The organism is Actinoplanes couchii, assembly GCF_016862075.1.
Taxonomy (GTDB): domain Bacteria; phylum Actinomycetota; class Actinomycetes; order Mycobacteriales; family Micromonosporaceae; genus Actinoplanes; species Actinoplanes couchii.
Genome location: NZ_BOMG01000048.1, coordinates 67,678 through 93,702, shown reverse-complemented (window position 1 = coordinate 93,702; position 26,025 = coordinate 67,678). Strand labels below are relative to the sequence as shown.

The window sequence follows — 26,025 nt, the reverse complement described above, 5'->3', positions numbered from 1 at the left end:
CGAGCAGCTGGGCTTCGCCGGCATGCCCGAGCGGCTCTTCGTCTGCACACCGAGCAAGCTCGGGGCCTACACCGACTGCCCCCGGCGATATCGGTATTCGTACGTCGATCGCCCCAGCCCGGCCAGGGGCGCGCCCTGGGCGCACAACTCGATGGGCGCGAGCGTGCACACCGCCCTGAAGAACTGGTTCGGCCTGCCCGTCGAGCGGCGGGTGCGCGAGTCGCTGCCGGGCCTGCTCAAGGCCACCTGGGTGCGGGAGGGTTATCGCGACGTCGAGCAGGAGCGGATCGTCTACCGCAAGGCGCTCGACTGGCTGGACACCTACATCGCGACCCTCGACCCCGAGGAGGAGCCGCTCGGTGTCGAGCGGGTGGTCGCCGCCAAGACGAGTGTGCTCGCTCTCAATGGCCGGGCCGACCGGATCGACGAGCGGGTCGGTCCCGAGGGCTCCGAGGCGGTCATCGTCGACTACAAGACCGGCCGGTCCGGTCTCTCCGCCGACGACGCCCGAGGATCACAAGCCCTTGCGCTGTACGCGTTCGCCGCCGAGCGGGTCTTCCGGCGGCCGTCCCGGCGGGTCGAGCTGCACCACCTGCCGACCGGCACGATCGCGGTCCACGAGCACACCGAGGAGTCCCTGGCCCGGCAGGTGCGCCGGGCCGAGGAGACCGCGACCGACATCATGGCCGCGGAGAAAGCGGTGGCCGCCGGGGAGTCGCCGGACGACGCCTTCCCGGTCAACCCCGGGGTGCTCTGCGGGTGGTGCGACTTCCGCAAGGTGTGCCCGGCCGGCGCGGAGGCTACCGGGAAGGAACCGTGGGCCGCGGTGGAGCATCTGACCGCCTGATCCGTTCCAGAGCCTCGAGACGCTGGGCCGATGTGCGGTACTGCTGCGGCAGCGCCGCCATCAGCGCCCGGATGCCGCGCGCCGAGAAAGCAGCGGCCAGATCGGTGGACGGCCAGCCCAAGCCGCCGTAGATCCGGCGCGCCCACGGTGGCAGCAGGCCGATCGCGGTCGACGCGATGCCCAGGTAGGCCCAGCGGGGCGGGCCCAGGGACAGGCTCAGCCGGAGCGGCAGCCCACCCCAATTCGACGGCACCGGCGGTACGGTCAGGAAGAGGGCCGTCTCCGCGCCGTCCTTCGTCAGGGCCAGCTCCGGGCGGATCGCCTCGTAGTACTCCGCCACCTCGGCAGCCGTCGACGGGACCGTGGCCGGATCCAGGCCGACCAGCTCGGCCGATCGCAGCTGCTCGGTGAAGTAACCGTCCACCTCGGCCGGGGTCAGTCGCACCCCGGCGCGAACCGCGGTGGACAGGAACGAGTCGACCTCGGTCACGTGCACCCAGCGCAGCAGATCCGGCTCGTCGATGCGGAACCGCTCACCCGTCCGCGGGTCGGTGGCCGACAGGCTCGCGTGCAACCTTCGGAGCCTGCTCGCCGCCTGCTCGGCCTCTGCCGTGGTGCCGTAGAGGAGGGTGACGATGTAGTCCGAGGTGCGGTTCAGGCGGCCCCACGGGTCGGTTCGGTAGCCGGAGTTCTGGGCTATGGCGGCTACCGCTCGGGGGTGCAGTGCCTGGAGGTATAGCGAGCGTAGGCCGCCCAGGAACATGACCGGTTCGCGGTGCAGTTTCCAGGAGACCGAGTTCGGTCCGTACAGTCCGGTGTCTGCTGTCATGTTCGCCTTTCAGGCTCTTTTATGCCCTTTTTGGTGCTGCCTCGGCTTCCTCGTTCTTCGTGTCGCTCGCCTCGGCTCTTTCGTTTTTTGTGCGGCTCGCCCCGGTCTCCTCGGTCTCCTCGGCCTTTTTGCTGCTCGCCTCGGTTTCGTCGTCGCGGCGGGCTCGGCAGGACGGGCACAGGCCCCAGAAGGTGATCTCGGCTTCGTCCAGCTCGAAGCCGTGCGCCTCGGCCGGCATCAGACACGGCCGGCGGCCCACCACACAGTCCACGTCGGTGATCTCGCCGCAGCCACGGCACACGATGTGATGATGATTGTCGCCGACCCGGGCCTCGAACCGGGCCGGACTGCCGGCCGGCTCGATCCGCCGCGCCAGACCGGCCCGGGACAGCGCGCCCAGCACGTCATAGACCGCCTGCGTCGACACCGAGTCGAGACGCGACCGCACCTGCCGGGCGATCTCGTCGACCTCCAGATGGCCGCCGCCGGTCAGTATGTCGAGCACGGCGAGCCGCGGACGGGTCACCCGCAACCCGTGCGTACGCAGCAGTTCCTCACCGGTCGACACCGATCCATGACAGCACGCCGAATCCGATTCACCAACCGGGATGCCCGTCACACACTGTCGGGCGCGGTTCGATCACGCTTTGGGCCCCGGGGATGTTTGCGTAGTCAATGACTTCTAAGCTGCCTAGAGCCCGGGCCCTCGTTGCGTTTCCCTCCGGATCGCCGCGGGAATGTCCGCCCGGACTGCCCGGACCGAGGAGGAATTGTGTTAGATCAGGTCAACGGCTTACCGGTACACATCCTCGTGCTGCACGCCGCCGTCATCTTCGTGCCCCTGCTCGGCCTGGGCGCAGTCGTCTACGGTTTCGTCCCGGCGTGGCGCCCGAAGATCGGCTGGGCCGTAGCACTGCTGGCAGTGGTCGCTCCGGTGGCGGCCCTGATCACCAAGCTCTCCGGAACCGAGTTCTACAACCGGCTCCTCAGCGAGGAGCGCGTCTCCCCGGCCGGCAAGGTGATCCTCGACGGCCACATGCAGAACGGCACCACCACCCTGTGGCTGACGTTGGCACTGGGCGTACTGAGCCTGATCCTGGTGGTCCTGACCACCCGGAACCCCCGGGCCCTCCCGAAGATCGCCGACCTGCCTTGGGCCGTGGTGCTGTTGGCGCTGGCAGCAGCAAGCGCCTACTACCTGTTCGAGACGGGCGACTCCGGGGCAACCGCAGTCTGGGGAACCTACTGACCCACCCGGCCCCGGCCCCGCCCCGGCCGTTGTCGCTGTCGTTGTCGTTGTCGTTGTCGCTGTCGTTGTCGTTGTCGCTGTCGCTGTCGCTGTCGCTGTCGAGAGCCCACCGCCCTCGAGGCTGAGCCCTTACCTGGTTCCGCCGCACTCGCGGCCCGGGCTTTCGCCGGCCACATCCACCTCCGCGGCGCGGGTCTGCGCCTGTGACCCGCACAGCGAGCCCCGCGCCGTCCAGCGCAACACTCGTTCGCGGTTCCAGATCCTGGCCGCTTCATCCGAGTTCATGGGCCGGGGTAACGCCGTTCGGTCTGCGGTCGTGGCCGAGGGCCGCGCCTGGCCGGTCTGCGGTCGTGGTCGGGGGCCGCGCCTGGCCGGTCTCCGTTTGGGGTTCCGGGAACCCGCCGAGACGCCAAGCGTTCAGCTGGCCTGGCATGCGTCCAACCTGCCCTGCGTTCGGGGTTCCGGGAACCCACCGAGTGTCGGTGACGCCACCCAGCAGTGAACACTGCCTAGCGGGCACGATCCGGTCCGCCGACGCCAAGCGTTCAGCTGGCTGGCAGGCGTCCAACCTGCCTGCCAGGCAGCCGATTCGCCCGGTGTGCAGCCCGGATCGGGTGGCCCTCCGATATGAGCCACCCCATCCGCCGCTGAAACCGGCACCGCCGACTCAGCGCGTCGGAGAGCGTCGCCACGCCCCGGCGCATCCCAGTCGGAATCAGGCCCTGGAGTCTGTCGACCAGCTGGCACGAGGGAGTCGTGCGGCGTCTGACGGCTGGCTGGGAGCCTCAGAAGACCAGGCGTGCGGCGTCTGACGCCGGCTGGAAGCTTCGGAAGACCAGGCGTGCGGCGTCTGACGGCCGGCTAGGAGCCTCGGAAGACCAGGCGTGCGGCGTCTGACGGCCGGCTGGGAGCCTCAGAAGACCAGGCGTGAGCAGAGCAGGCAGACGACGACCAGGGAGATGGCCCCGGCGATCAGGCCCACCCCGTAGGTGAAGGTTCGGGCAGAGCCCTCGGCCTCGTCCAGAGAGTCGTCGTCCTGAGCCGGCAGGCGACGCGGCGGCGGCGGATGTGCGATCGTCGGCGGGCGCCAGTCGGCGGGCGGCGGCTCGGCGCGCGGCGGACCCGAATAGCTGATCGGCTCGGCCGCCGGAACGGGCTCGGGACGACCGAGTGACTCGGCTGCCGGGTCGGGCCGCTGCCAGTAGGCGTCGTCGCCCGGAAGGTTGGGGGAACTCACGTTCACCGACGGTACAACCGGAGGGGGACGACGGCTGCGGTGCTGTCCGCTTACCCTCATAGACGTGGACATCCTGGACCAGCCCGAGCGTGACAACGACGCCGAACGCGAAGTCGACTTCGAGTCCGAAGAGGCCCCGGTGCTGCCCGAGCAGACCCGAGACGACACCGAACGAGGCTGGGGCGAACGCTCCTACTCCAACGACGACCGCCTCCTCGAAGACCGCCCGCCGCACTGGGGCTGACCCACCCTCCCGCCGGAGACCAGAGATCACCGGCGAAGAAGGGCAATCTGTCGCGCCCGGACTACACCGCCCACGTCCGGGCGGGCCCGGATTTCACCGCCCACGTCCGGGCGCGGGCAGGTTAAGGGCCCGCTGGCCGCGCCTTGCACCCAGCCCACCGCGGATAGCCCCGCCACGCTCGGCCCCGCTGCGCTGCGCTGCACCTGCCCGCTGCGCCGGCCCAGCCCGCCGCGCTGGCCCGGCTGGCCGTGCCTTGCACCCAGCCCACCGCGGATAGCCGCGCCACGCTCGGCCCTGCTGCGCTGCGCTGCACCTGCCCGCTGCGCCGGCCCAGCCCCGCTGCACCTGCCCGCTGCGCCGCCCTGCCCGCTGCGCCGCCCTGCCCGCTGCGCCGCCCTGCCCGCTGCGCCGCCCTGCCCGCTGCGCCGGCCCGGCCTGCCTCACCTGATCGGCGTGGACGGTCGTGTCCTACTTGGGTGGCGGGTGCCAGCTTGTGGGGGTGGGTGGCGGGTGTCAGCTCGGGCGGATCACGATGGCGAAGCCTCGACCGGTGGTGGCTATTGCCTGTTTGGCCTCCTCGGGGGCCAAGGCCAGCAGGAGGCCGCCTAACACCGGGTCGTCGGCTCCGGTCACCTCCAGGACCAGGGCTGCGTTGGCTACCGGGGTGGTTCTGTCCTTGTCCGACTCCAACCGCAGGAGATCTACTCGGTTTCCGGGGCGGACCACGGACAGGGCTGTCGGGTCGGCCAAGCGGATCGGTACGCCGACGCTGCCCGATGGGATCGCTCGGGCTGCTGGCTTTCCTTCGGTTTGGTCTCGGGCCTGGTTCTGGGTGGAGGACTGGGGTGCTGCCTTGCCTGTGCTGGACGCTGTCGGGCCTGGGGCGGTCAGGAGCGGGGTGCAGGTGGCCGGCTTGAACCAGAGGACTGCGGCTGCTGTGAGCAACAACACTGCCACCGAGATCAGGCGCAATGTGGTGCCGCGGGTCGGGCGGTGCCAGCGGACCGGGTCCAGGCGCTCGTCGCGTTCTGCCGGGGATGCTCGGGACATCTGACCTCCAGGATCTGTCGCTTCGTCAGCGGACGCCGTGGAGGTCGAACGTTAGGACTCCGCGAAGCGCCGTGGGCGTGAGCCTGTGGACAACCGGGCGCTGTGGATATCGGCGGAAATTGCAGCAGATCTTGGTATGGCCGTTGCTGATGACAAGGCGAATGAATCCGGCGGAGGCAGGCCCGCTCCACGAGGTGGGAGGGAAGGGCGCAGACGGGAAAGGCGGAAGGGCTGGAGGGCAGAAGCATTGAAGGGCGTGAGGGCGTGAGGGCGTGAGGGCGTGAGGGCGTGAGGGCGTGAGGGCGTGAGGGCGGAAGGGCGGAAGGGCAGGAGGACAGGAGAGCGGAAGGGCGGAAGAGCGGAAGGGCAGGAGGGCAGGAGAGCGGAAGGGCAGGAGGGCAGGAGAGTGGAAGGGCAGACGGGCTGGAAGGCGGGAGGGCTGCAGGTCAGGAGGGCAGGAGGTCAGGAAGGCGGGAAAGTAGGAAGGCAGGGGTAAGGGAGAGGCGGTAAGGGCAGGGCCAGCGAGGGCGAGACCAGCGAGGGCGAAGGGTGGGCCTGGGCCGGGCGTGGGACTGACGAGGCACAACGACTACGCGCCGGGCCGGAAGTCCGGCTCGGCGCGTAGGGAGTCTGGTTGAGCTGTGGTGTGGCCTCGTGTCAGGAAGCAGCTGCGGTTTTGGTGCTGCTGCCTGATGACGACGAGGACGACGACGTCGTGGAGGACGTTGACGAACCTGACGAGGTCGACGACGACGTGGATGAGGTGGACGCGGGGGTTGCGTCCGGCTTCTTCGTGGGGGTGTCGGAAGATGCCGCGGACTTCTCGGCGCTCACGCTGCCGGAGCGGGAGTCGTTGCGGTAGAAGCCGGAACCCTTGAAGACGATGCCGACCGAGTTGAACACCTTGCGGAGTTTGCCCTGGCAGTTGGGGCACTCGGTGAGTGCGGGGTCGGAGAAGGACTGCACGGCTTCGAGCTGCTCACCGCACTCGGTGCAGGCGTACTGGTAGGTAGGCACGGCCCCTCCGGATCGATCGGCTGCTGGCACTCGCCAACTCCGAGTGCCAATGTTGCGGCATCGGAGGTCAATTCGTCCACTCGGCGCCCGGTCTGAGCGCGAAGCCGTAGGTGGCTGTGGTCACAGCTGGCCGGGACAAAAGGGCAGGACCGGGCCGTGAGCCTAACGGATGTCGCGGTCGGATCGCAGGCTACGAGACCCTCGATATCGGCTTGCAGGCGACCACCGGGCAGTTCGACGGCGATCCTCGACGGCGGTCGGCGAGAAGTTCGACGGCGATTACCGGGCGGCTCGAAGGCGACCACCGGACAGCTTGAAGGGTGATCAGCGAGCAGCCTGACGACGATTGCCGAGCACGGCGGCCGGATCTGGAGATGGCTGCGGACGCTCGGCCCGCCGGGCGCGAGGCTTTCGGGTCATGGATGTCCGGACGGTGTGGGCCCGGGGCCGGGCCCGGGGCAGAAGGTAAAGCCTCCGGAAGGGGTCACGACAGCCTGGACGGCTCGGTCGTGAGGGTCGGCGGGCACGGATGGCAGGGCCTCGCCGTCGTGGAGCAACGCCACCGTCAGCGGGCCAAGAGTAGGACCAGAACTAGGACCGACATCGGAACTGGGACCAAGGTGAGAACCATGGCTGGGGCTGGGGCTGGGGCTGGGGCTGGGGCTGGGGCTGGGATCGGGGTCAGGGCTGGGGGCGGCGCGGGGGTCGATACCAGGATCGGGGCTGTGGGCAGGGTGAAGGGCCGGGTTGGGGCCAGGGCTGAGGTCGGGCTTGGCGGCGAGGTCGGGGCTGGAGGCCGGGTCAAGGTCGGACGCGGGGTCGGAGGTGGGGCCGCGGAAAGTGGGCAGGTTGCGGTGGGCGGTGGTGGGGGTGGGGAGGCGGGACAGGGCTCGGTCGTAGGAGCCGCCGCCGCGGCCCATTCGGGTGCCGTTGTCGGCTACTGCCAGGGCTGGGATCAGGGCCAGGTCCACGTGCCGGATCGCTGCGGGGCCCAGGCGCGGGCCGGTCGGCTCCAGGAGACCTCGGGGCGCGGGGCTCAGCGTGCCCGTGAACACCCCCCAGTCCAGGTCGTTGTCGGGGAGCAGGATCGGCAGCAACAGGCGGCCACCGGGCGACAGAGTGGCCGCCAGCCGGTACGGAAGGTCGGGACCGCCGGGCTCGGACCCCACCGGCACGTAGGCGGCGATGTCACGGGCGTTGATCAGGCGTACCAGCGCAAGAATTTGATCTTGAACTTGAATCGCAGCCAGGGACCGCGCCTCGACCGAAAGTGATCGACGGACGGTGAGCAGGCGCGCGCGCAGCGCGATCTTTATTTGGTGTGATTTTTCGGCATCAGCGGTTAAATCCGACATGCAACACCCCCTTTTGGAACCCGGCAAACGGCGCACACTATGTCAGCATCGCTGGAACGCTCACGTCACTCCGGGAGGACGTGTGACACTTCGTGGCCGGCTGACCAGCGCATTTCTGGTGGTCGTGCTCGGTCCGGTTCTGCTCGGATCCGTTTTCGTCGCGCTGACCGTCGGCACGGTCAACCGGGAGCGGGCCGTCGAACGCCTCGATCACGCCGAGACCACCGTGGGCACCGCCGTGGGCGCGATCTGCCGCCAACTGCAGGCGGCGGCCGACGCGGTGGCCGTGGTCCCGCCGGAGAACCGGGCCGCAGTCGCCGATCAACTGGTCACCCGAGGCCTCGCGACCGAGATCAACGTGTCCGATCCAGATCAGTTGATCATGGGCCGCGCAAAAGCGAGCGTGAACAGAAGCGGCGGAAACTGCACGAGCCCCACCAGAACCCCGACATCCGCGATCTCCGCCACCGCGTACGCGCAAGGAATCTCGGTGACCGCCACCCACCGCATCGACACCGCCTTCCTGGACCGTCTGAGTGCGGCGTCGGGAACGACGGTAACCCTGGGCGAGACGAGGATCCCCGGGCAGAAACGGGAGATGCCCCCCGAACCGGGCCAGCCCCTGACCCTGGTCCTGACCGCCACCCCGGCCGCCGAGGCGCCGTTCCAGAGCCTCCTCCTCCCCCTGATCGTCCTGGTCACCGCGGTTCTGGCAGTGGTCGCGGCCCGCTGGCTGGCGAGATCCACCACCAGGCCCCTGGGTGACCTGGCCTGGGCCGCCGACCGGGTGGCCAACGGCGACCTGGACACCCGGGTGCCGATCCCGCGCCCGGACGAGCTGGGCCGCCTGGCCGGCACGTTCAACCGGATGACCCGGGAGCTGCAGTCGTACGTGCAGGCCTTGACCGCGAGCCGCGACCAGCTGCGCCGCCACCTGGCGATCCTCGGCGACACCCTGTCCAGCACCCACGACCTGGACCGGATCCTGCCGGTGATCCTGCGGACCGCGATGACCGCGACCGGCGCCCGGGCCGGGTTGATCCTGCTGATGGAGGACGGGCGGCTGGCGGCGCGGCACGGTGACGGGCTGACCGGCGACTGGGCGGGTGACCTGTCGCAGCGACGGCTGACGCCGGGCCGCGGGATCCTCGGCGCGGTGGCGGCGACCGGTTCACCCTTGCGGGGGACGACCGGCGCCGACCCGGACGAACCGGCGTGTGAGTCGTATCTCGCCGTGCCGATCTGCGCACCACCCGGCGAGGACACCGATCAGGGCCCCGGGATCCTCGGGGTGCTCGCCCTCTACGACCGGCTCGGCGGCCCCGGTTTCGAGGACAACGATCTCCGCACGGTCCGTACCTTCGCCGGTCAGGCCGGGGTGGCGGTGCACAACGTCCGGGTGCACGAGGAGGCCCAGCGGCTGTCGTTGACCGATCCGTTGACGGGGCTGTGGAACTACCGGTACCTGCGTGAGGTGCTGGGCCGTGAGGTGGAGCGGGCGAACCGGTTCGGCCGCACGCTCACCGTCCTGGTCCTCGACCTCGATCACTTCAAGGAGGTCAACGACACGTACGGCCATACCGCCGGTGACCAGGTGCTCGGTGAGTTCGCGCGGCGCATCCGGATCGGCCTGCGGGAGGTGGACGTGGCGTTCCGGCAGGGCGGCGAGGAGTTCGTGGTGCTGCTGCCGGAGACCGACGCGTACGGCGGGATGATCGTCGCCGAGCGCCTGGGCACCGCGGTGCGGGAGCGGCCGGTGCCGGTCGACCCGCGACGGCCCGGCCTGGACGACCGGATCGCGATCAGCGTCTCGATCGGGATCGCCGTCTTCCCCGAGCACGGTGAGACGGCGCAGCAGGTGCTGGACGCGGCCGACGAGGCGTTGTACGCGGCCAAGCACGCCGGCCGTGACACGTACCGCTTGGCCGAACGGGTTTCCGGCGTCGTACCGGAAGGGCATCTGGATGCCGCGAGACAGGCCCCTGGCCGCTAGTCTCGGCGGCATGCTTGAGGCCGAACCAGCCGGGCACGACAGCGAAGGTGAAGTGACTGAATGACGACGAAGCGCGCCGTCAAGGCAGTGATCCCAGCGGCGGGGTTGGCTACCCGCTTCCTGCCGGCCACGAAGGCGGTCCCCAAGGAGCTTCTGCCGGTCGTCGACCGGCCGGTCCTGCAGTACATCGTCGAGGAGGCGGCGGCTGCCGGCCTGAGCGACGTCCTGCTGGTCACCGGGCGCGGCAAGACCGCCATGGTGGACCACTTCGACCGCCGTCCCGACGTGGAGGCGCGGCTCGAGGAGAAAGGCGACAAGACCAGGCTTGCGGCGGTACGCCGGACCAGTGAACTCGCCGACATCTACACCGTCCGCCAGGGTGAGCCGCTCGGGCTCGGCCACGCGGTCGGTTGCGCCGCCTCGCACGTCGGCGACAATCCGTTCGCGGTGCTGCTCGGTGACGAGTTCGTCGAGGAGGACAAGCCGCTGCTCCCGCAGATGCTCGACCTGCAGGCCGAGACCGGTGGCATCGTCCTGGCGTTCATGGAGGTCGCGCCGCACGAGACGTCCCGTTACGGCATCGCCTCGATCCGCGAGACCGGTCTCGGCGAGAACGTGGTCGAGGTGACCGGCCTGGTCGAGAAGCCGTCGCCGGAGGAGGCCCCGAGCAACCTGGCGGTCCTCGGCCGTTACGTGCTGCCCGGCAAGATCTTCGACGTCATCGCCGACACCAAGCCCGGCAACGGCGGCGAGATCCAGCTGACCGACGCGATGGCGACGATGCTCGCCGACGGCGTTCCGGTGCACGGCATCGTCTACCGCGGGCACCGCTACGACACCGGCATGCCGCTCGGGTACCTCCAGGCCGTCGTTCAGCTCGCGGTGAAGCGGCCCGATCTGGGCGAGGAGTTCCGGGCCTGGCTCACCGACTTCATCGGCGCCCCGAAGGGATGACCGCCACGGCCGATCGCGAGGCGGCCGCTGCCAACAACGAGCTGATGCCTCTCGCCGAGTACCTGGGCAGCGTGCTGCGCAGGCTCCGCGCGCTGCCTCCGCTCGACCTCGACCTCACCGAGGCGCACGGGAACACGCTTGCGGCCGATGTGATCGCCCCGCACCCGTTCCCGGCGTTCGACCAGGCCGCGATCGACGGGTACGCGGCCCGATGGGAAGACCTGGCCGGCGCCGGGCGCATCGGGTCGCACCCGTCGTTCGGGCAGTTCGAGAACACCGCCCGGACCGTCCGGCTGAACGTGGTCGGCGACATGGGCGCGGCGCACTGGCGACCGGTTCGGATCAGTCCCGGCACCTGTTTCTCGGTGGCCGCCGGGGCGCCGCTGCCGATCGGCGCCGACGTGGTCGTGCCGGTGCACTGGACCGACCAGGGCATGGCCGCGGTGGAGATCATGCACGCCCCGAAACGGGGCTCCGGGGTGCGGCGGGCCGGTGAGGAGATCGCCGTCGGGCAGGTCCTCGCGTCGGCCGGGTCGTACGTCACGCCGCCGATAGTGGCCGTCTTCGCCGCCGCCGGCATCGGGCACGTCCTGGTCCGCCCCAGCCCGCGGGTGGTGGTCGTGGCCACCGGTGACGAACTGGTCGACGTGGGCCGGCCCAGCCAGCCCGGCCAGGTGGTGGACGCCAATTCGCACGCGCTCACCGCGGCCGCCGTCGAGGCGGGCGCGATGGGCTTCCGGATCGGCATCTGCGACGACGACCCGGAAGGTCTGCGCGGCCTGCTGGAGGACCAGACGCTGCGCGCCGACCTGATCATCACGACCGGCGGCACCGGCACCGGGCCCGGCGACATGCTGCGCCGGGTGCTGTCACGTCCCGGGCCGGGCCGGGGGACCGTCGAGTTCATCGACGTGGCGCTCTCGCCCGGCACCTCCCTCGGCTTCGGCACGGTCGGCGGCGAGGAGGTGCCGGTGGTCTGCCTGCCCGGGGAGCCCGGCGCCGCCCTGATCGGCTTCGAGGTGCTGGCCCGGCCGGTGATCCGGCTGCTCGCCGGGGCGGAGCCGGTGTTCCGCCCCGGGGTCAAGGCGCATCTGCTGGAGACCGTGTCGTCACCCGGTGGCCTGCGCGAATTCCGGCCGGCACACGTCGCCGAACGACGAGGTGGCGGTTACACGGTGCAGCCACTCGCCGGTGGGCCTTACACTCTCTCCGGTTTGGCCGAGGCGAACGGCCTGCTGGTGCTCGGCGAACGGGTCACCACCGCAGCCGCCGGCTCGACCGTTGACGTCCTGCTGCTCGACCGGAGGCGATGAATGCTGGGGGCCACCACACCCGGATGGCCCGCTGTGCTGACGGAGGGAGCGGTGCTGCTCCGGCCGTACAAGCGGAGTGACGCCCGGGCCTGGTCCGAGGTCCGGATCGCGAACCAGGCCTGGCTGGCGCCCTGGGAGTCGGCGCCGCCCGGCCCGTGGGCGGAGATGAACTCGCCACGGGCCTTCGGCTACGTCTACCGCGACATGAAGCGGGCCGCCCGCAACGGCGACAGCATGCCCTTCGCCGTCTGTCTGCTCGAGAACGGCCGGGAACGCCTGGTCGGGCACGTCAACCTGGGCAACATCGTGCGGCGGGCGTTCGCGTCGGCGTACGCGGGCTACTGGGTGGACCATCGGGTGGCCGGCCGGGGTGTGATCCCGACCAGTCTGGCGCTCGCCGTCGACCACGCGTTCGGGCCGGGCGGGCTGCACCGCATCGAGGTCAACATCCGGCCGGAGAACGGGCCGAGCCGTCGGGTGGTGGAGAAGCTGGGGTTCCGCGAGGAGGCGTACCACCAGCGCTACATGCACATCGACGGCGGCTGGCGCGATCACCTCGGCTACGCGATGACCAGCGAGGAGATAGCCGGCGAGGGCGGATTGTTGGCACGCTGGCGCCGCGCTCGTACCGCTAAATGATCTTGTACGTCGCGTCGCTACCGGCGCGGCGCGCGAAATAATGTCGCTACCGCCCGTAACCTCGCATCCGTCGTGTCATTTTTCCGTGGCGGAACGGAGGGGTGAGGGTGCCGACCTCGGTGCTCCTCGCCGTCCTGGCCGCGGCCGGGCTGCTCGCCCTCGCCCCGGCGCTGGTGCGCCGGTACGACGCCACCGAGCGCCTCGCCGCGGAACGGGCGTCGTCCACGGCGCGGGTGCTGCAGCGCCAACGCCGTCGCCGCACCGTGCCCGGACGTCGCCCGATAAACCCCGCCCGCCAGGTCACGGTTACGGTACCGGCCCCAACGGGTGATCCCGCCCCACCGGAACGCCGCCTGCGCCTGGTCACCGGCCGCCGCCCCGCCCGTTCCGCACGGCGCCGCGGCACCCCCGCGGTGGTCCGCCGCCGCCGCGTCTTCGCCGCCCTCGTCCTGCTCAACGCCATCGAGCTGGTAGGCGTGGTAGCCGTCGGCCCCGGCTTCTGGATCAGCTTCGCCGTCACCGGCAGCCTCCTCGGCCTCTACCTGGTCCACCTGCGCAACCGCGCCATCGCCGACCGCCACCGGCGCCGCATCCAGGCCCGCGAGGCCGCCTGGCTGGCCGCCCGCCAGGCCGAGGTCCGCCGCGAACAGGCCCGCAGAGCAGCCGCCCGCCGCGAGGCCCAGCGCCGCCTGGCCGCCCAGCGCGAAGCCGTCCGCCGAGCCGCGATGGGCCTGGACCGCGAACCCACCGACCTCCCAGCGGCAGCCGGCGGAGGCTCGGTTTCTTACCGTCGGCGCGGGGGTCTGCGCGGCCGCGCCTACGAGGCCGGGGGAAGACACCACAACGCCTCATGATCTGGTACGGGGTCAGCGTGGCCCCGCACCAGCCGTCATGCGACCGTGGGAGCCCGGCGACGGGGCTGCCTGGTCCGGGCGGCCAGGGCCACCATCCGGGCGGTTGCCCTACCGCACGCCCACCGGCCTTGCCTCGCCTCACCCACACCTCCGGGCGAGTTGATGGAGGGGCGGTTCGCGGGGCGAAGAGCCGACCTGTTAGCCTTTCATCGTTCCAAGGCGACGACGTCACCGGAAGAACATGGGGCTGTGGCGCAGTCTGGTAGCGCACCTCGTTCGCATCGAGGGGGTCTGGGGTTCAAATCCCCACAGCTCCACCAAGGCGATAGGCGATCCTTGTCCGCGGAAAGCGCGGACCTGGGTCGCCTTTGTCATATCTACTCCGGGGGCCGAGCCCCCGGAAACCCCGCATCACGGTGGGCGCGCTCTGCGAGTCGGCTGCGGGTGGCGTTGCGGTGGTCGTGCCTCGCGAGTTGGCTGCGGATGGCGGTGCAGTGGTCGCGCGCTGCGAGTCAGTTGCGGTGGACGTGTCCTGTGAGTCGGCTTTGGGTGGCTTTGCGGTTTTTGCGCGTTTCGGGTTGGTGGCGGGGGTTGGTGGCTAGCGGGATCTGGTGCGGAGCTGGTGTGCTCGGTTTGCCAGGTTGGTGATTTCGGCTGTTGCGGTGGGTGCCGTGCCGTCCGGGGTGCAGCAGGTGGGCTTTCGGCGTTCTCCGGTGGGGATGTCGGCCAGGCCGGCCAGGCGGTACAGCTCGGTGTAGACGTCCACGCCCGGGTCGGCTCGGGCATGCAGTCCGACCAGTAGTACCCAGGCCACACCGGGGGCCTCGAATCCCACTACGACCCGCAGGCTTCCGATCAGATGCTTCACGCAGAGGTGATCGATGGGCAGGTCGCCGGTCAGCCGGTATCCGAGGGCCGCGCAGCCTTGTGCTTCGAGCATGTCGAGGAACTTTTCGTAGGCCGCGCGATCCTTCTTCCGCAAGCCCCCGACCTGCTGTGCGGCGCGTGGAGTTTCGATGACCCGGGTGCGCATCGGTCCATGTTAGACAGACGTCTGCCCGGCTTTTCGGGTGTCGCCCGATCGGACGACGTTGCCCTCGCCGCGCTTCATCTGCTCGGCGCTCTCGGTGAAGTCGTCGCGTTCGATCAGCGCCTGGTCGTTGAGGCGGTACCAGACGACTTCGAGCAGGTTGCGGTCGCGGCCTCTAGCGCGGAGGTCCCGGACCAGATGCAGCACCTCGTGCAGTCGTTCCGCGTCGAGCAGCAGGCGCTTGTGGTCGCCGGGGGCCGCGGCCAGAAGGCCTTCCCTGGTCCACGCCTCCACCGTCTTGCGGCTCAGGTTCAGCAGCCGGGCCGCGATGGTGACTCGGACCGGATCGCACTCCTGGATGGCCTGGCGGACCGTGGCCAGGATCTCCCGGCGCTGCTCCTCCTGGATGTTGTCGGCGCCGGCCACCGCTTCCAGGCGCTCGGCCCTCTCGAACAGGTGGAGCACGCGCGTCTCTTCGGCTGCGACAGTCATGGCGACCTCCCCGGTGACCTGACTTCCGATTATGCGCCTCTTTTTAGGAAGCGTGAAGGTCCCGTACCGCGACGGTCTGGGATTCGCTCATTTCGCCTGTGGGGTGGAAGCCCAGAGCCTTGTAGAAAGGGGCCGGGCCGCCCTCCCGGGGCTCGTACGTCACGTACGCCTGGGTTTCGCCCTGAGCGCGCAGTTCGGCGCAGACCGCCTCCACCGCGTACGTGCCGTAACCCCTGCCCTGGTGGGCCGTGTCGATGTTCAGGCGCCACAGGCCGGAGCGCAGGTCTTCGCCGGGGACGTCGTTCCAGGGGGTTCGGATGAAGGCCATCACGAAACCGACCGGCTGCTCGCCGTCCATGATCAGGCGGGGCCAGGCGTGATCTCCGTGGACGTAGGCCTCGGCCAGGGATTTGACCACCGGGGCCACCAGGTCCTGCTGGTCGGGGCGGACCGTCACAGCCAGGGCGGCGTCCAGATTCGCGGGGGTGATCCTGCGTAGCTCCATCCGGTGAAGGTTACCGATGCAGGTGGAAGGAGGCGATCTCCTCGACCCGGGCCCGGGTGATGCCGGCCAGCTGCTCGACCGCCAGCGGGTGGCCGGTGGGCTCCAGCTCGATGTACGGCAGTTGGCCCACGGCTCTGGTGTGCACGTTGGTCCGCAGGTTGAGCGTGGACGGCTCGTACCCGGCGATGATGTTGGAAAGCCAGCCGAAGTAGGGCGGCTCCGCCTCGCGGCCGGCCTGCTCCCACACGTCCACGGCCCGGGTGAAGTTGGAGCGGCTCAGGGACACCCACATGCTGTACGTGAAGACGTCCCCGGTGTCCCAGACCGGCAGTTCGATCAGGCCGCGGACGAAGAACTGTTCCCCACTGATCACGCACAGGTCGGCGTCCAGCAGGCATCCCTCCTGGCCGGCCATCTCCGGGCGCCAGAAGTCCGGTGCCGGCGCCGCGAAGCTGAGCGGCGGGCCGTCGTGCGTTTCCCCGCACGTGCCGCAGGAGAACTGCTCGGTGCTCATGGCCGGGAAGCATACGGCCGTGACCGCCTGTGATCAGCGGTGCGTTCGGCCAGTCGGGAAGATCTGGGCGAAAAGCAAGGGTTGCTACTTATGGGTGGTAACTCTGAATCATGAAAGCACCGCTGCCCGACAACGAGATCGAGCGGTTGGCCGCTCTTTACTCGCTCGACATCCTCGACAGCCCGCCGGAGAAGGACTTCGACGACATCGTCGCGCTGGCCGCGACGGTCTGCGAGACCCCGGTGGCGATGGTCAGCCTGGTCGATGCGGACCGGCAGTGGGCCAAGGCCCGGACCGGCGCCGGCATCGAGCCGGTGGAGTCGCCGCGGGACGTGTCGTTCTGCGCCCACGCCATCCTCAGTCGCGAGCTGCTGGTGGTGCCGGACGCCCGGGACGACGCCCGGTTCGCCGACAATCCGGGGGTGACCGCCGGGAACGGGATCCGGTTCTACGCCGGCGCCCCGCTGATGACCACCGACGGCTTCGCGCTCGGCACCCTCTGCGTCTCCGACACCGTGCCCCGCCAACTGGACGTGGAGCAGCAGCAGGCGCTGCGCGCGCTGGCCCGGCAGGTCACCGCCCAGCTGGAGCTGCGCCGGTACGCCGTGGCGCTGGCCAACACCACGGCCCGGCTGCAGGAGCTGGAGCGGCGCAAGGACGACCTGGCCGGGCTGGTCGGCGGGGAGTTGCGCTCGTCGCTGCGGCTGATGGCGGCGTACCTGGAACGCCTCGGCGACACCGGGTACCACGACGCCGAGATGGCCGACCTGGTCGGCCGGGCCACCGCGGCGCACGTGCGGGGCTTCCGGGAGTTGCTGGACCACCTCACCACGATGGCCGAGGCCGGGCTGGGCGGGGAGAGCCTGCACATGCGGCAGTGCGACCTGACCCGGGTCACCCAGCGCGCGGTGGAGGCGGTCCGGCCGATCGCCGCCAGCAAGCACATCTGGATCCTGAACCAGGCCGGCGGCCCGTCGCTGCCGATCATCGCCGACCCGGTACGCCTCGAACAGGTGCTGACCCACCTGCTGTTCGCCGCGGTCAAGTACACCCCTGAGGGCGGCCGGGTCCGGGTGGGCACCGAGATGGAGTCCGGGCCGACGGTGCGCCTGGACGACATGGACCTGCCCGACGGCATGCGCCCGGACCTGTTCCCGCACCTCTACTACGGCGCCATCGCGAACCCGGGCGACGTGCCCGGACCGGACCGGGGCCTGGCCGTGGCGAAGCGGATCCTGGACGCTCACCATGCCACGGTGGCCCTCTCCGACCGGCCCGGCGACGGCACCTCCCTGCACGTGGTCTTCCCGTACGCGGAAATGATCCCCAGCGAGTTGATCAGGGACCTCGCCGTGGCGTGACGGCCGGAACCGCCAGGCCGGCCCGGTTGAGTTTGTGCCACCGGAGCCGGCCGCCGGTCAGGGCGGTGGTGGCGGACTGGAGCAGGACCAGGTACATCAGCTGCCGGTACGCGAACTGTTGCAACGGCAGCCGGAGCAGCGGCCGGTACGACTCCCGGTCGAAGCGGAACGCCACCGCCGCGGTGAACAGTTGCAGCGCCAGCATGCCGAGCCAGGCCGTCACGGTCTCGCCCAGCTCCCAGAAGACCAGCCCGTAGACGAGCATGATGTCGACGACCGGCGCGAGCATCGGCAGCGCCAGCCCGAACAGCGCCAGGAACGGCAGCCCGACCCGCCCGAAGCGCCCGGACGGCCCGGAGTCGAGCAGCGCCTTGCGGTGCTTCCACATCGCCTGCATCGTGCCGTAGCTCCACCGGTACCGCTGCCGGTACAGCTGCTCCATCGTGGTCGGCGCCTCGGTCCAGGCGCGCGCCTTCTCCTCGTAGACGACCCGCCACCCGGCCCGGCACATCGCCATGGTGACGTCGGTGTCCTCGGCCAGGGTCTCGTCGCTGATCCCGCCGACCTGGGCGAGCGCCTCCCGCCGGAACGCGCCGATCGCACCGGGCACGGTCGGCATGCAGTTCATCACCTCGTACAGCCGCCGGTCGAGGTTGAAACCGATCACGTACTCGATGTGCTGCCAGAGCGCGACTGTCGTCTCCCGGTTGCCGACCTTCACGTTGCCGGCCACCGCGCCCACCGACGGGTCGGCGAACGGCTGGACCAGCAGGCGCAGCGAGTCGGGTTCGAAGACGGTGTCGCCGTCGACCATCACGATCAGGTCGTGGCGGGCCAGGGCCACCCCGGTGTTCAGGGCGTTGGGTTTGCCGCCGTTGGGCACCCGGACCATCCGCACGTTGGGCAGGCGCAACCGGTCGACGATGTCGGCGGTGCCGTCGGTGGAGCCGTCGTCGACCACCACCACCTCGATCCACGGATGGTCGCCGCCGGCCAGGGACCGGACCGCGGCCTCGATGCCCTCCTTCTCGTTGTAGGCGGGCACGATCACCGACACCGGTTCGGTCACCGGCGGGCCCCAGGTCCAGCCGGGGCGGCGGCGCTGCCGGGCGTTGCGGGTGGCCAGGATCAGCAGCAGCAGCGTACGGCCGATGGTCAGTGTCCCGACCACCAGGAACAGGCCGGCGATCAGGAAGACCATGCCGTCGGCGAGGTTGACGGTCCAGATCAGCGCGGTGCCCCGCCACTGGTCGGCGGAGGGCGCACCGGGGTTGAGCGGCAGCGGCGTGACCGTTTTCGCGGTGTGTTCGGCGATGGCCAGGTTGAGGCCCTCGGTGACGGTGGTGAACCGGTAGCCGCGGGCCTTCATCGCCGGGATGAACCGGTCGAGGGCCGCCACGGTCTGCGCGCGGTCGCCGCCCGCGTCGTGGAAGAGCATGACCGCCGGCTGGTCGCCGGGCGGCGTGGCGTTCTGGACGATCCTGTCGACGCCGGGCCGTTGCCAGTCCTCGCTGTCGGTGTCGTTGACGACGACCAGGTAGCCGAGCGCCCCCGCCTCCTGGACCAGTTTCCAGTTCACCTCGTCGATCGCCGCGTTCTTCGACGAGTAGGGGAACCGGGCCAGGTGGGTGCGTGTCCCGGTCGCCTTCGCGATCGCCATCTGGGTCTGGGACAGCTCCAGCTCCCGCCGCCACGGGGCGAGCCGTTGCATGTTGGGGTGGGTGAAGGTGTGCAGGCCGAGCTCGTTCCCGCCGGTCACGATCTGCTTCGTGAGCTGCGGGTGGCGGGCCACCTGGGAGCCGACGACGAAGAACGTGGCGTGCGCGTCGTGCCGTTCCAGCACCTCCAGGACCTTCGGCGTCCACTCGGGATCGGGGCCGTCGTCGAAGGTGAGCGCGATGGTGCGGGCCGGCAGCCGGTTGGTGCTCGCCTGGCCGCCCGTGGTGTTGATGATCGGGCCGCCGTCGAGGATCGCGGCCGGCACCCCGTCCTGGTCGCCGACCTCGCTCTCCAGATGGTCACCGGTGAACTCGGCGTTGATGTAGGCCTGCACGATCAGCACCGCGAGGAACGAGCCGGCCAGCAGGACCCCGAGGAGCACCCGGGGGCGGGGCAGGACGCTTCTCACGGCGCCGCCCGGCTGGGGGCGACGGGCGGCTGCGGTGTCGGTGAGGTGGCGCTCGGTTCCGGGGAGCGGCTGACCGACGCCGACTCCAGCGGCTTGGTGACGCTCGGGCTCGGCGCCGTGGAGACCGACGGCTTCGGGGTGGGGGACTTCGACGGGACGGGCGAGGCCTTGCGCGACGTCGGGGCGGCGATCGGGCGCCGCTGCTCCGGGGTGCGGGTCGCCGACTCCAGGATCCGGGCCGACGCGGTGGCGCTGGGCGCCGGTTCCGGGGTCGGGGGCGGGGTGGCCTCGGGTTCCGGCTCGTCGTCGAGTCCGGGGAGCGGCAGCACGGCGCTGGAGCTGATCGGTCCACCGGCCAGGCTGACGCTGACCAGTCCGACGTACCCGATGAGGACGACACCGAACGCCAGGGCCACCCGCCGCAGGAGCCGGCTGCGCCGCCCGGTCGAGTCCACGAACACCGGTGCGGGCTCCGGTACGGCGATCACTTCGGTGTCCGGGGCATGGGGGTCGATGTTGTGCTCAGTCACCCGGCGAAGCTTAAGAACATTTATCGCGATCTTGGCACGTATCACTCACAAGGGGGACAGCCGACTGATCACAAGAAATGGGACGAAATGGCGGGGCCTCGAGTTTGGCCCGGTCGGGACGGGTGCCGCAGCTGGGCTCCAGTGGTGGGACAAAAAAGTTACGGCTGCCCGCCTGTCAATTTTTTGTCGCTTTCCCGACTCGTTTTCCGAGCAGTTTTCGTGAATCGATTAAACCGATAAGAGAGCTAGGCGGCATATGTCCGAAGCGATAATCTGGCCCGGCCACCCGTTGTGCACGCCATCTCACCTCGTTAAGCTTCAGATGCACGCCCCAATCGCCCGCTTCCCCCGTGGCAGGCGATCGGGGCGTGCTCTATTTGCCGGCCGACGCGAGACGCGCGGCTCAGGCGCCGTCAGATCCGGCGCCCGCGCCGTCAGATCCAGCGCCCGCCCAGCCACATGCGCACCGACCAGTCGTCGTAAGGCATCAGCGTCCCGACGAAGACCGGGTAGAAGTAGGCGAAGCAGAGCGCGACCAGCGCCACGAAGGTCGCCGCCACCACGGTGCCGACGATCTGGCGATCGGAGCGTTCCGCCCCGGCCAGCATCCCGTCCGGTGGCGTCATGATCGCCCCGAGGGCGTAGACCACCGCCAGGATCAGGAACGGCAGCGCCGGCATCGCGTAGAAGGCGAACATCGTCCGGCCGTCCTTGACCGCGAAGTAGAACCACGGCAGCAGCCCGGCCACCACCCCGGTGAGCAGAGCGAACGCCCGCCAGTCGCGCCGGGTGATGCCGAACCAGGTCACGATGCCCAGCGCGGGCAGGAACGACCACCACAGGATCGGCGTGCCGAGCAGCAGGATCTCGGCCGCGCAGCTGGTGGCCCCGCAGGCGCCCGCCGAACTCCAGTAGAACGCGACCGGCCGGCCGAGCAGCAGCCACTGCCAGGGCCAGGACTGGTAGGTGTGTTTCTGGGTCAGTCCGGTGTGGAAGTTGAAGGCTTCCGAGTGGTAGTGGGCCAGGTTGAGCAGCGAACCGATGACCGGGGGCTCGCTCCAGCCGTTGTCGGCGCGGTAGTGCCGGAAGTAGCCGTCGTCGGTGACGAACCAGCCGGTCCAGCAGGCCAGGTAGACCAGGATCGCGATGCCGAAGCTGAGGAACAGCCAGCCCAGGTCGCCGAGGATCCCGGCGATGATCGGCCCGTGCACCCCGGCGGACCGGCGGGTCTGTGCCCGCCAGACGAGCACCAGGGCGGCCAGGAACGGGGCGAAGAACAGCGCGCTCCACTTGACCCCGCAGGCCATGCCGAAGGTGATCCCGGCGACCAGCAGCCACCACGGCACGAACCGGGGCAGGTGCGGGGTCTTGTCCGGGTCGTAACCGTCGTCCAGGGCCTGCTGCAAGCGGCGCCGGTAGTGATCCCGGTCCAGCAGCATCGCGGCGAACGTCATCAGGATGAACAGGGAGATGAAGATGTCCAGCAGCGAGGTGCGGGACAGCACCATCTGGAAGCCGTCGAGGGCCATCAGCAGGCCGGCCGCTCCGGCCAGCACGATCGAACGGAACATCCGATAGGCGATCCGGATCAGGATCAGCACCATCAGGGTTCCGGCCACGGCGGTGGAGAACCGCCAGCCGAACTCGTTGTTGCCGAACAGGTACTCACCCGCCGCGATGAGCCATTTGCCGAGCGGTGGGTGCACCACGTACGCCGCGCTGTCGGTCTTCTCGTCCCACTCCACGCCGTGCTGGAGCATGTCCCAGGCATCGGTCGGGTAGTACACCTCGTCGAAGATGTAACCCTTGGGTTTGTCGAGACCCGCGAACCTCAGGAGCCCGGCGACCACCGTGATGAGCACGGTGACCAGCCAGGAGTAGGGGTCGAAGCGCCGGTCCAGCGTCGACAGGCGGCGCCGGACGATGTCGGGGATGGCACGCACGCCCGGCGACTCCGCCTCGGCGGGGGAGTCCGCGGTGGTGGTGTCTTTCTCAGCAGTCGCCGCCGTCGTCACCCCGCGATCGTAGGACCTGGCCCTGAGAACCGATGCCCACCGTCGGCGCGTCCTGGGATGTGATGGACTTTTCCGATGTCGGATGCAGAAGAAGCCGGTGGCCGGGTCGTGCTGGCGGGCGCCCCGCTGGGTAACACGGGCGACGCCTCGGCGCGCCTCCGCGAGGTGCTGGCCTCGGCGGACGTCGTCGCCGCCGAGGACACCCGCCGCCTGAGCAGGCTCGCCAAGGACCTCGGCGTCACGGTCACCGGGCGTGTAGTGTCCTACTTCGAGGGCAACGACGAGCGCCGCACCCCCGAGCTGGTCGAGGCGCTGGAGTCCGGCAAGGTCGTGGTGGTGGTCACCGACGGCGGCATGCCGAGCGTGTCCGACCCCGGGTACCGGCTGGTCCGGGCCGCGCTCGACGCCGGGTTCCCGGTCACCTCGGCGCCCGGCCCGAGCGCCGTGACCACCGCGCTCGCCCTCTCCGGGCTGCCCAGCGACCGGTTCGTCTTCGAGGGCTTCCTGCCCCGCTCCGGCTCGAACCGGCGCTCCCGCCTGCGGGAACTCGCCGCCGAGCAGCGCACTCTGGTCTTCTTCGAGGCGCCGCACCGGATCTCCGGCGCGCTGGAGGATCTGGCGTCGATCTTCGGCGCGGACCGGCCGGCCGCGCTCTGCCGAGAGCTGACCAAGACGTACGAGGAGATCCGCCGGGACGGCCTGGGCGCGCTCGCCGCCGGCGCCGTCGAGGACCCGCCGCGCGGCGAGATCACCCTGGTGGTGGCGGGTGCGCCGGCCGGTCCGCCGACTCCGCCGGACGACGACGAGCTGCGCGCGGCGGTGGCCGAGCGGGAGGCCGGCGGGCAGTCCCGGCGGGACGCGATCCAGGCGGTCGCCGACGCTTACGGTCTGCGCAAACGCGAGGTCTACGCGCTGGTCCACGACAAAACCTGATTTTGTACGCCTACCGAAACGGTCCCGTGGCCACACCGCGAGGCCCGGCCGGGGTCCGGGCCCGTCCGGCGACCGCCGGGAGAGGGGTGCCGGGTCACGGTCAGACCCTTCAACAGGCGGCCACCATCTCGTCCTTTCAGTAGGCGGCCACCAGGAAACCGCCGAGCAGCAGGACCGGGCCGAGGAAGCTGGCGATGGTGGCGCCCCGCCGGGCCAGCCGGGAGGGCAGCCGCCGGGCCCCGGTCGTGACCGCGATGGCGTACCCGCAGATCAGCACCAACAGGAACCCGAGGCCCCACCGTAAGTGGGTCAGCGGCCCGGTGGCCGTGGTGTAGACCTGATCGCTGTCCGGGCTCACCATCCGGGCCGGCGCGATCGACCCCGGCTGCCGCCCGGTGCCGGAGATCCCGAGCAGGGTCACCCGGGCGGCGACGACGGCACCGTCCCGGGTGACGAACCGCCCGACGCAGCGCTGGGTGATGCCGTCCCCGGCGCACCGGGTGGTGGTCGCGTACCCGCGGTCGCCGTGCCCGACGGCCAGCCAGAACGGTTCCGCGCTGACCCAGCCGAAGAACGCCGCCAGCAGGCCGAGCAGCACCAGCGAGGTCAGGGCGGTCACCGGGTGCCGGGCCGGGAGCCGCTGGTGGCGGGGTGGTGACTCGAAGTCGGCCGGCCGGTGTTCCGCGGCGCGGCGTTCCTCCTCGCTGAGCCAGAACGGCGAGTTCTCCAGCCGTTCCAGCCGGGCCGTCACCTCCGGGTCGCCGGAGAACTCCGGCAGCGGCGTGACCCCCGGCCCGTGGAACTCGAGCTCCGGGAGCGGCAACGCGACGGGTGGAATCCCGAAGGGCGGCGTCTCGGCGCGCGGCGTCTCGGGGCGCGGCGTCTCCGCTCGCGGCTCGATGATCATCAGCTCGCCGGTGGTGACGAGGGGCGGGTCGCTTGGTCCGTCAGGCGTTTCCCCTGGATGAGGCGGGTTTCCGGTCACCGTTCCATTGAACGCCCGACCCCTCCGCCGAGCCCGCCAATGATCGGGCGTGTCGGGACAAATCGGCCCGTCGGCGCAGAGAGAGGCAATCCGTTCGCGGATCGGCCGGAGCGGTCACTACGCTTGGTCGCCATGAGTCACGTTCTCGCCGCGGTCGCCTGGCCCTACGCCAACGGCCCGCGCCACATCGGTCATGTCTCCGGCTTCGGGGTGCCCTCCGACGTTTTCAGCCGGTTCATGCGGATGTCCGGCCACGACGTGCTCATGGTCTCCGGCACCGACGAGCACGGCACCCCGATCCAGGTGCAGGCCGACGCCGACGGGGTCACCCCGCGGCAGCTCGCCGACCGGTACAACCGGGTGATCGTCGAGGACCTGCACGGGCTCGGCCTCTCCTACGACCTGTTCACCCGGACCACCACCCGCAACCACTACGCGATCGTCCAGGAGCTGTTCGAGGGCCTCCACAAGAACGGGTACATCGTCGCCCGGACCACGCTGGGCGCCATCTCCCCGTCCACCGGCCGCACCCTGCCGGACCGCTACATCGAGGGCACCTGCCCGATCTGCGGTTACGACGGCGCCCGTGGCGACCAGTGCGACAACTGCGGCAACCAGCTCGACCCGGAGCAGCTGGTGAACCCGCGGTCCCGGATCAACGGGGAGACCCCGAAGTTCGTCGAGACCGAGCACTTCTTCCTGGATCTGCCGGCGTTCGCCGAGGCGATCGGCGGCTGGCTGGACCACCGGGAGAACTGGCGGCCCAACGTCCTCAAGTTCTCCCGCAACCTGCTCGACGACCTGCAGCCCCGGGCCATCACCCGGGACCTGGAGTGGGGCGTGCCGATCCCGCTGGACGGCTGGCGCGACCGCGGTGACAAGCGCATCTACGTGTGGTTCGACGCGGTCATCGGTTACCTGTCGGCGTCGATCGAGTGGGCCCGGCGCACCGGCGACCCGGATGCCTGGCGGCAGTGGTGGTCGGCCGACGCGCAGGGCAAGGACGCGCTCGGCTACTACTTCATGGGCAAGGACAACATCGTCTTCCACTCGGTGATCTGGCCGGCCCTGCTGCTCGGTTACTCGGGCGAGGGCGACAAGGCGGGTGTCGCGGGCGAGCTGGGCAAGCTCAACCTGCCGACCGAGGTGGTGTCGAGTGAGTACCTGACGATGGAGGGCAAGAAGTTCTCCTCGTCCCGCCGGGTGGTCATCTACGTGCGTGACTTCCTGGAGCGCTACGACGCGGACGCCCTGCGCTACTTCATCGCGGCGGCCGGGCCGGAGTCCAACGACACCGACTTCACCTGGGCCGAGTTCGTCCGGCGCAACAACGACGAGCTGGTGGCGGGCTGGGGCAACCTGGTCAACCGCTCGGTGTCGATGGCCGCGAAGAATTTCGGCGTGATCCCCACCCCCGGTGAGTTCACCGCCGAGGACCTCGCGCTGCTGGAGGTGGCCAGGGCCGGGTTCGCCACGGTCGGCGAGCTGATCGGCAAGCACCGGCAGAAGGCCGCGATCGGCGAGGCGATGCGGCTGGTCGCCGAGGCGAACAAGTACCTGTCCGACCAGGCCCCGTGGAAGCTGAAGTCCGACGAGGACAAGCCGCGGCAGGCGACCGTGCTGCACGTGGCGCTGCAGGCGATCAGCGACGCGAACACGCTGCTGACCCCGTTCCTGCCGCACTCCGCGCAGAAGGTGTTCGAGCTGCTCGGCGGCGAGGGTGTGCACGCCCCGATGCCGCGGATCGAAGAGGTCGAGGATCTGGACGGCGGCCCGGGTTACCCGGTGCTCACCGGTGACTACACAGTGGGTGCTCGCTGGGAGTCGGTGCCGCTGGTGGCCGGCACCCCGCTCGCGGCGCCGACGCCGATCTTCCGCAAGCTCGACCCGTCGGTGGTCGAGGAGGAGCTGGCCCGCCTCGGTGGGGACGACGCCTGACCTGCTGTTTCGC

24 protein-coding genes, 1 tRNA gene and 2 pseudogenes are annotated in these 26,025 nt (G+C 70.3%); 13 read left to right on the top strand and 14 right to left on the bottom strand.

What is annotated here, in order from left to right; translation table 11 throughout:
- Positions 1 to 22: 22 nt before the first annotated feature.
- The gene (locus Aco03nite_RS18575) at positions 23 to 847 is read left to right on the top strand and encodes a RecB family exonuclease (RefSeq protein WP_203796662.1); all 825 of its coding nucleotides are present in this window, start codon (positions 23 to 25) and stop codon (positions 845 to 847) included.
- On the opposite strand, the gene Aco03nite_RS18570 is transcribed toward Aco03nite_RS18575, so the two are convergent.
- Both Aco03nite_RS18570 and Aco03nite_RS18565 read right to left on the bottom strand, forming a co-directional pair.
- Positions 801 to 1,676 carry an oxygenase MpaB family protein gene (locus Aco03nite_RS18570; RefSeq protein WP_203796624.1) on the bottom strand — a complete coding sequence of 292 codons (876 nt, stop codon included), beginning with the start codon at positions 1,674 to 1,676 and terminating at the stop codon, positions 801 to 803. The two genes, Aco03nite_RS18575 and Aco03nite_RS18570, sit on opposite strands and share 47 nt — an antisense overlap.
- Positions 1,677 to 1,830: 154 nt before the next feature.
- A pseudogene (locus Aco03nite_RS18565) lies at positions 1,831 to 2,244 on the bottom strand (Fur family transcriptional regulator); the annotation flags it as partial.
- A gap of 204 nt (positions 2,245 to 2,448) precedes the next feature.
- Here Aco03nite_RS18565 and Aco03nite_RS18560 point away from each other — a divergent pair.
- Positions 2,449 to 2,925, top strand: a complete 477-nt coding sequence (locus Aco03nite_RS18560; RefSeq protein WP_203796622.1) for a DUF2231 domain-containing protein — start codon at positions 2,449 to 2,451, stop codon at positions 2,923 to 2,925.
- A gap of 913 nt (positions 2,926 to 3,838) precedes the next feature.
- Here the strand turns inward: Aco03nite_RS18560 and Aco03nite_RS18555 are convergent.
- The gene (locus Aco03nite_RS18555; protein WP_203796621.1) at positions 3,839 to 4,162 is read right to left on the bottom strand and encodes a translation initiation factor 2; all 324 of its coding nucleotides are present in this window, start codon (positions 4,160 to 4,162) and stop codon (positions 3,839 to 3,841) included.
- 64 nt (positions 4,163 to 4,226) lie between these two features.
- Between Aco03nite_RS18555 and Aco03nite_RS18550 the strand changes: the two genes are divergently transcribed.
- Complete coding sequence (locus Aco03nite_RS18550) at positions 4,227 to 4,406, top strand: hypothetical protein (RefSeq protein WP_203796620.1); 180 nt, start codon at positions 4,227 to 4,229, stop codon at positions 4,404 to 4,406.
- Between the two features lie 513 nt (positions 4,407 to 4,919).
- Here Aco03nite_RS18550 and Aco03nite_RS18545 read toward each other — a convergent pair.
- Entirely contained in the window at positions 4,920 to 5,456 is a 537-nt protein-coding gene (locus Aco03nite_RS18545) for a hypothetical protein (protein ID WP_203796619.1), read from the bottom strand.
- A 679-nt stretch (positions 5,457 to 6,135) separates the two neighbouring features.
- On the opposite strand from Aco03nite_RS18545, the gene Aco03nite_RS53000 reads away from it, so the two are divergent.
- Positions 6,136 to 6,318, top strand: a complete 183-nt coding sequence (locus Aco03nite_RS53000; protein ID WP_239145258.1) for a hypothetical protein — start codon at positions 6,136 to 6,138, stop codon at positions 6,316 to 6,318.
- Positions 6,319 to 6,332: 14 nt separating this feature from the next.
- Here Aco03nite_RS53000 and Aco03nite_RS55040 read toward each other — a convergent pair.
- Positions 6,333 to 6,473: pseudogene (locus Aco03nite_RS55040) on the bottom strand (FmdB family zinc ribbon protein); the annotation flags it as partial.
- A 416-nt stretch (positions 6,474 to 6,889) separates the two neighbouring features.
- Entirely contained in the window at positions 6,890 to 7,828 is a 939-nt protein-coding gene (locus Aco03nite_RS54700; RefSeq protein ID WP_373872606.1) for a 5-formyltetrahydrofolate cyclo-ligase, read from the bottom strand.
- An 82-nt stretch (positions 7,829 to 7,910) separates the two neighbouring features.
- Here Aco03nite_RS54700 and Aco03nite_RS18530 point away from each other — a divergent pair, with 82 nt between their 5' ends.
- The 6 genes from Aco03nite_RS18530 to Aco03nite_RS18505 all read left to right on the top strand — a co-directional run bounded on the left by Aco03nite_RS18530 (position 7,911) and on the right by Aco03nite_RS18505 (position 13,901).
- Entirely contained in the window at positions 7,911 to 9,821 is a 1,911-nt protein-coding gene (locus Aco03nite_RS18530; protein WP_239145249.1) for a GGDEF domain-containing protein, read from the top strand.
- 60 nt (positions 9,822 to 9,881) lie between these two features.
- Complete coding sequence (locus Aco03nite_RS18525) at positions 9,882 to 10,775, top strand: UTP--glucose-1-phosphate uridylyltransferase (RefSeq protein WP_203796616.1); 894 nt, start codon at positions 9,882 to 9,884, stop codon at positions 10,773 to 10,775.
- Entirely contained in the window at positions 10,772 to 12,088 is a 1,317-nt protein-coding gene (locus Aco03nite_RS18520; RefSeq protein WP_203796615.1) for a molybdopterin molybdotransferase MoeA, read from the top strand. The genes Aco03nite_RS18525 and Aco03nite_RS18520 overlap by 4 nt, the downstream gene beginning before the upstream one ends.
- The gene (locus tag Aco03nite_RS18515; RefSeq protein ID WP_203796614.1) at positions 12,089 to 12,727 is read left to right on the top strand and encodes a GNAT family N-acetyltransferase; all 639 of its coding nucleotides are present in this window, start codon (positions 12,089 to 12,091) and stop codon (positions 12,725 to 12,727) included. It abuts the gene before it with no gap.
- 101 nt (positions 12,728 to 12,828) lie between these two features.
- Positions 12,829 to 13,581, top strand: coding sequence for a divisome protein SepX/GlpR (sepX, locus tag Aco03nite_RS18510; protein ID WP_203796613.1), 753 nt, complete (start codon positions 12,829 to 12,831; stop codon positions 13,579 to 13,581).
- Positions 13,582 to 13,824: 243 nt separating this feature from the next.
- Positions 13,825 to 13,901 (top strand) — tRNA-Ala (locus Aco03nite_RS18505).
- A gap of 278 nt (positions 13,902 to 14,179) precedes the next feature.
- Here the strand turns inward: Aco03nite_RS18505 and Aco03nite_RS18500 are convergent.
- From Aco03nite_RS18500 to Aco03nite_RS18485, 4 genes are read right to left on the bottom strand one after another with little or no spacing between them, the layout of a single operon-like run.
- Complete coding sequence (locus tag Aco03nite_RS18500; protein WP_203796612.1) at positions 14,180 to 14,614, bottom strand: hypothetical protein; 435 nt, start codon at positions 14,612 to 14,614, stop codon at positions 14,180 to 14,182.
- A gap of 9 nt (positions 14,615 to 14,623) precedes the next feature.
- Positions 14,624 to 15,103 carry a hypothetical protein gene (locus Aco03nite_RS18495; RefSeq protein ID WP_203796611.1) on the bottom strand — a complete coding sequence of 160 codons (480 nt, stop codon included), beginning with the start codon at positions 15,101 to 15,103 and terminating at the stop codon, positions 14,624 to 14,626.
- 43 nt (positions 15,104 to 15,146) lie between these two features.
- Positions 15,147 to 15,608 (bottom strand): GNAT family N-acetyltransferase, encoded by a 462-nt coding sequence (locus Aco03nite_RS18490; RefSeq protein WP_203796610.1) that lies wholly within the window; start codon positions 15,606 to 15,608, stop codon positions 15,147 to 15,149.
- Between the two features lie 10 nt (positions 15,609 to 15,618).
- Positions 15,619 to 16,122: a DUF2199 domain-containing protein gene (locus Aco03nite_RS18485; RefSeq protein ID WP_203796609.1), complete on the bottom strand. Its 504-nt coding sequence runs from the start codon at positions 16,120 to 16,122 to the stop codon at positions 15,619 to 15,621.
- A gap of 110 nt (positions 16,123 to 16,232) precedes the next feature.
- Between Aco03nite_RS18485 and Aco03nite_RS18480 the strand changes: the two genes are divergently transcribed.
- Complete coding sequence (locus Aco03nite_RS18480; protein ID WP_203796608.1) at positions 16,233 to 17,483, top strand: GAF domain-containing sensor histidine kinase; 1,251 nt, start codon at positions 16,233 to 16,235, stop codon at positions 17,481 to 17,483.
- On the opposite strand, the gene Aco03nite_RS18475 is transcribed toward Aco03nite_RS18480, so the two are convergent.
- The 3 genes from Aco03nite_RS18475 to Aco03nite_RS18465 form a co-directional block, all read right to left on the bottom strand.
- The gene (locus tag Aco03nite_RS18475; RefSeq protein ID WP_203796607.1) at positions 17,461 to 19,611 is read right to left on the bottom strand and encodes a bifunctional polysaccharide deacetylase/glycosyltransferase family 2 protein; all 2,151 of its coding nucleotides are present in this window, start codon (positions 19,609 to 19,611) and stop codon (positions 17,461 to 17,463) included. The genes Aco03nite_RS18480 and Aco03nite_RS18475 overlap by 23 nt on opposite strands.
- The gene (locus tag Aco03nite_RS18470) at positions 19,608 to 20,141 is read right to left on the bottom strand and encodes a superantigen-like protein SSL4 (RefSeq protein ID WP_203796606.1); all 534 of its coding nucleotides are present in this window, start codon (positions 20,139 to 20,141) and stop codon (positions 19,608 to 19,610) included. The genes Aco03nite_RS18475 and Aco03nite_RS18470 overlap by 4 nt, the downstream gene beginning before the upstream one ends.
- 434 nt (positions 20,142 to 20,575) lie before the next feature.
- Entirely contained in the window at positions 20,576 to 22,156 is a 1,581-nt protein-coding gene (locus Aco03nite_RS18465; protein WP_203796605.1) for a dolichyl-phosphate-mannose--protein mannosyltransferase, read from the bottom strand.
- 75 nt (positions 22,157 to 22,231) lie between these two features.
- Here Aco03nite_RS18465 and rsmI point away from each other — a divergent pair, with 75 nt between their 5' ends.
- On the top strand, positions 22,232 to 23,089 hold the full coding sequence (gene rsmI, locus Aco03nite_RS18460; protein WP_203796604.1) for a 16S rRNA (cytidine(1402)-2'-O)-methyltransferase: 858 nt from the start codon (positions 22,232 to 22,234) through the stop codon (positions 23,087 to 23,089).
- A gap of 136 nt (positions 23,090 to 23,225) precedes the next feature.
- On the opposite strand, the gene Aco03nite_RS18455 is transcribed toward rsmI, so the two are convergent.
- Complete coding sequence (locus Aco03nite_RS18455; protein ID WP_203796603.1) at positions 23,226 to 23,996, bottom strand: hypothetical protein; 771 nt, start codon at positions 23,994 to 23,996, stop codon at positions 23,226 to 23,228.
- 210 nt (positions 23,997 to 24,206) lie between these two features.
- Here Aco03nite_RS18455 and metG point away from each other — a divergent pair, with 210 nt between their 5' ends.
- Positions 24,207 to 26,012 carry a methionine--tRNA ligase gene (gene metG / locus Aco03nite_RS18450; protein WP_203796602.1) on the top strand — a complete coding sequence of 602 codons (1,806 nt, stop codon included), beginning with the start codon at positions 24,207 to 24,209 and terminating at the stop codon, positions 26,010 to 26,012.
- Positions 26,013 to 26,025 lie beyond the last annotated feature (13 nt).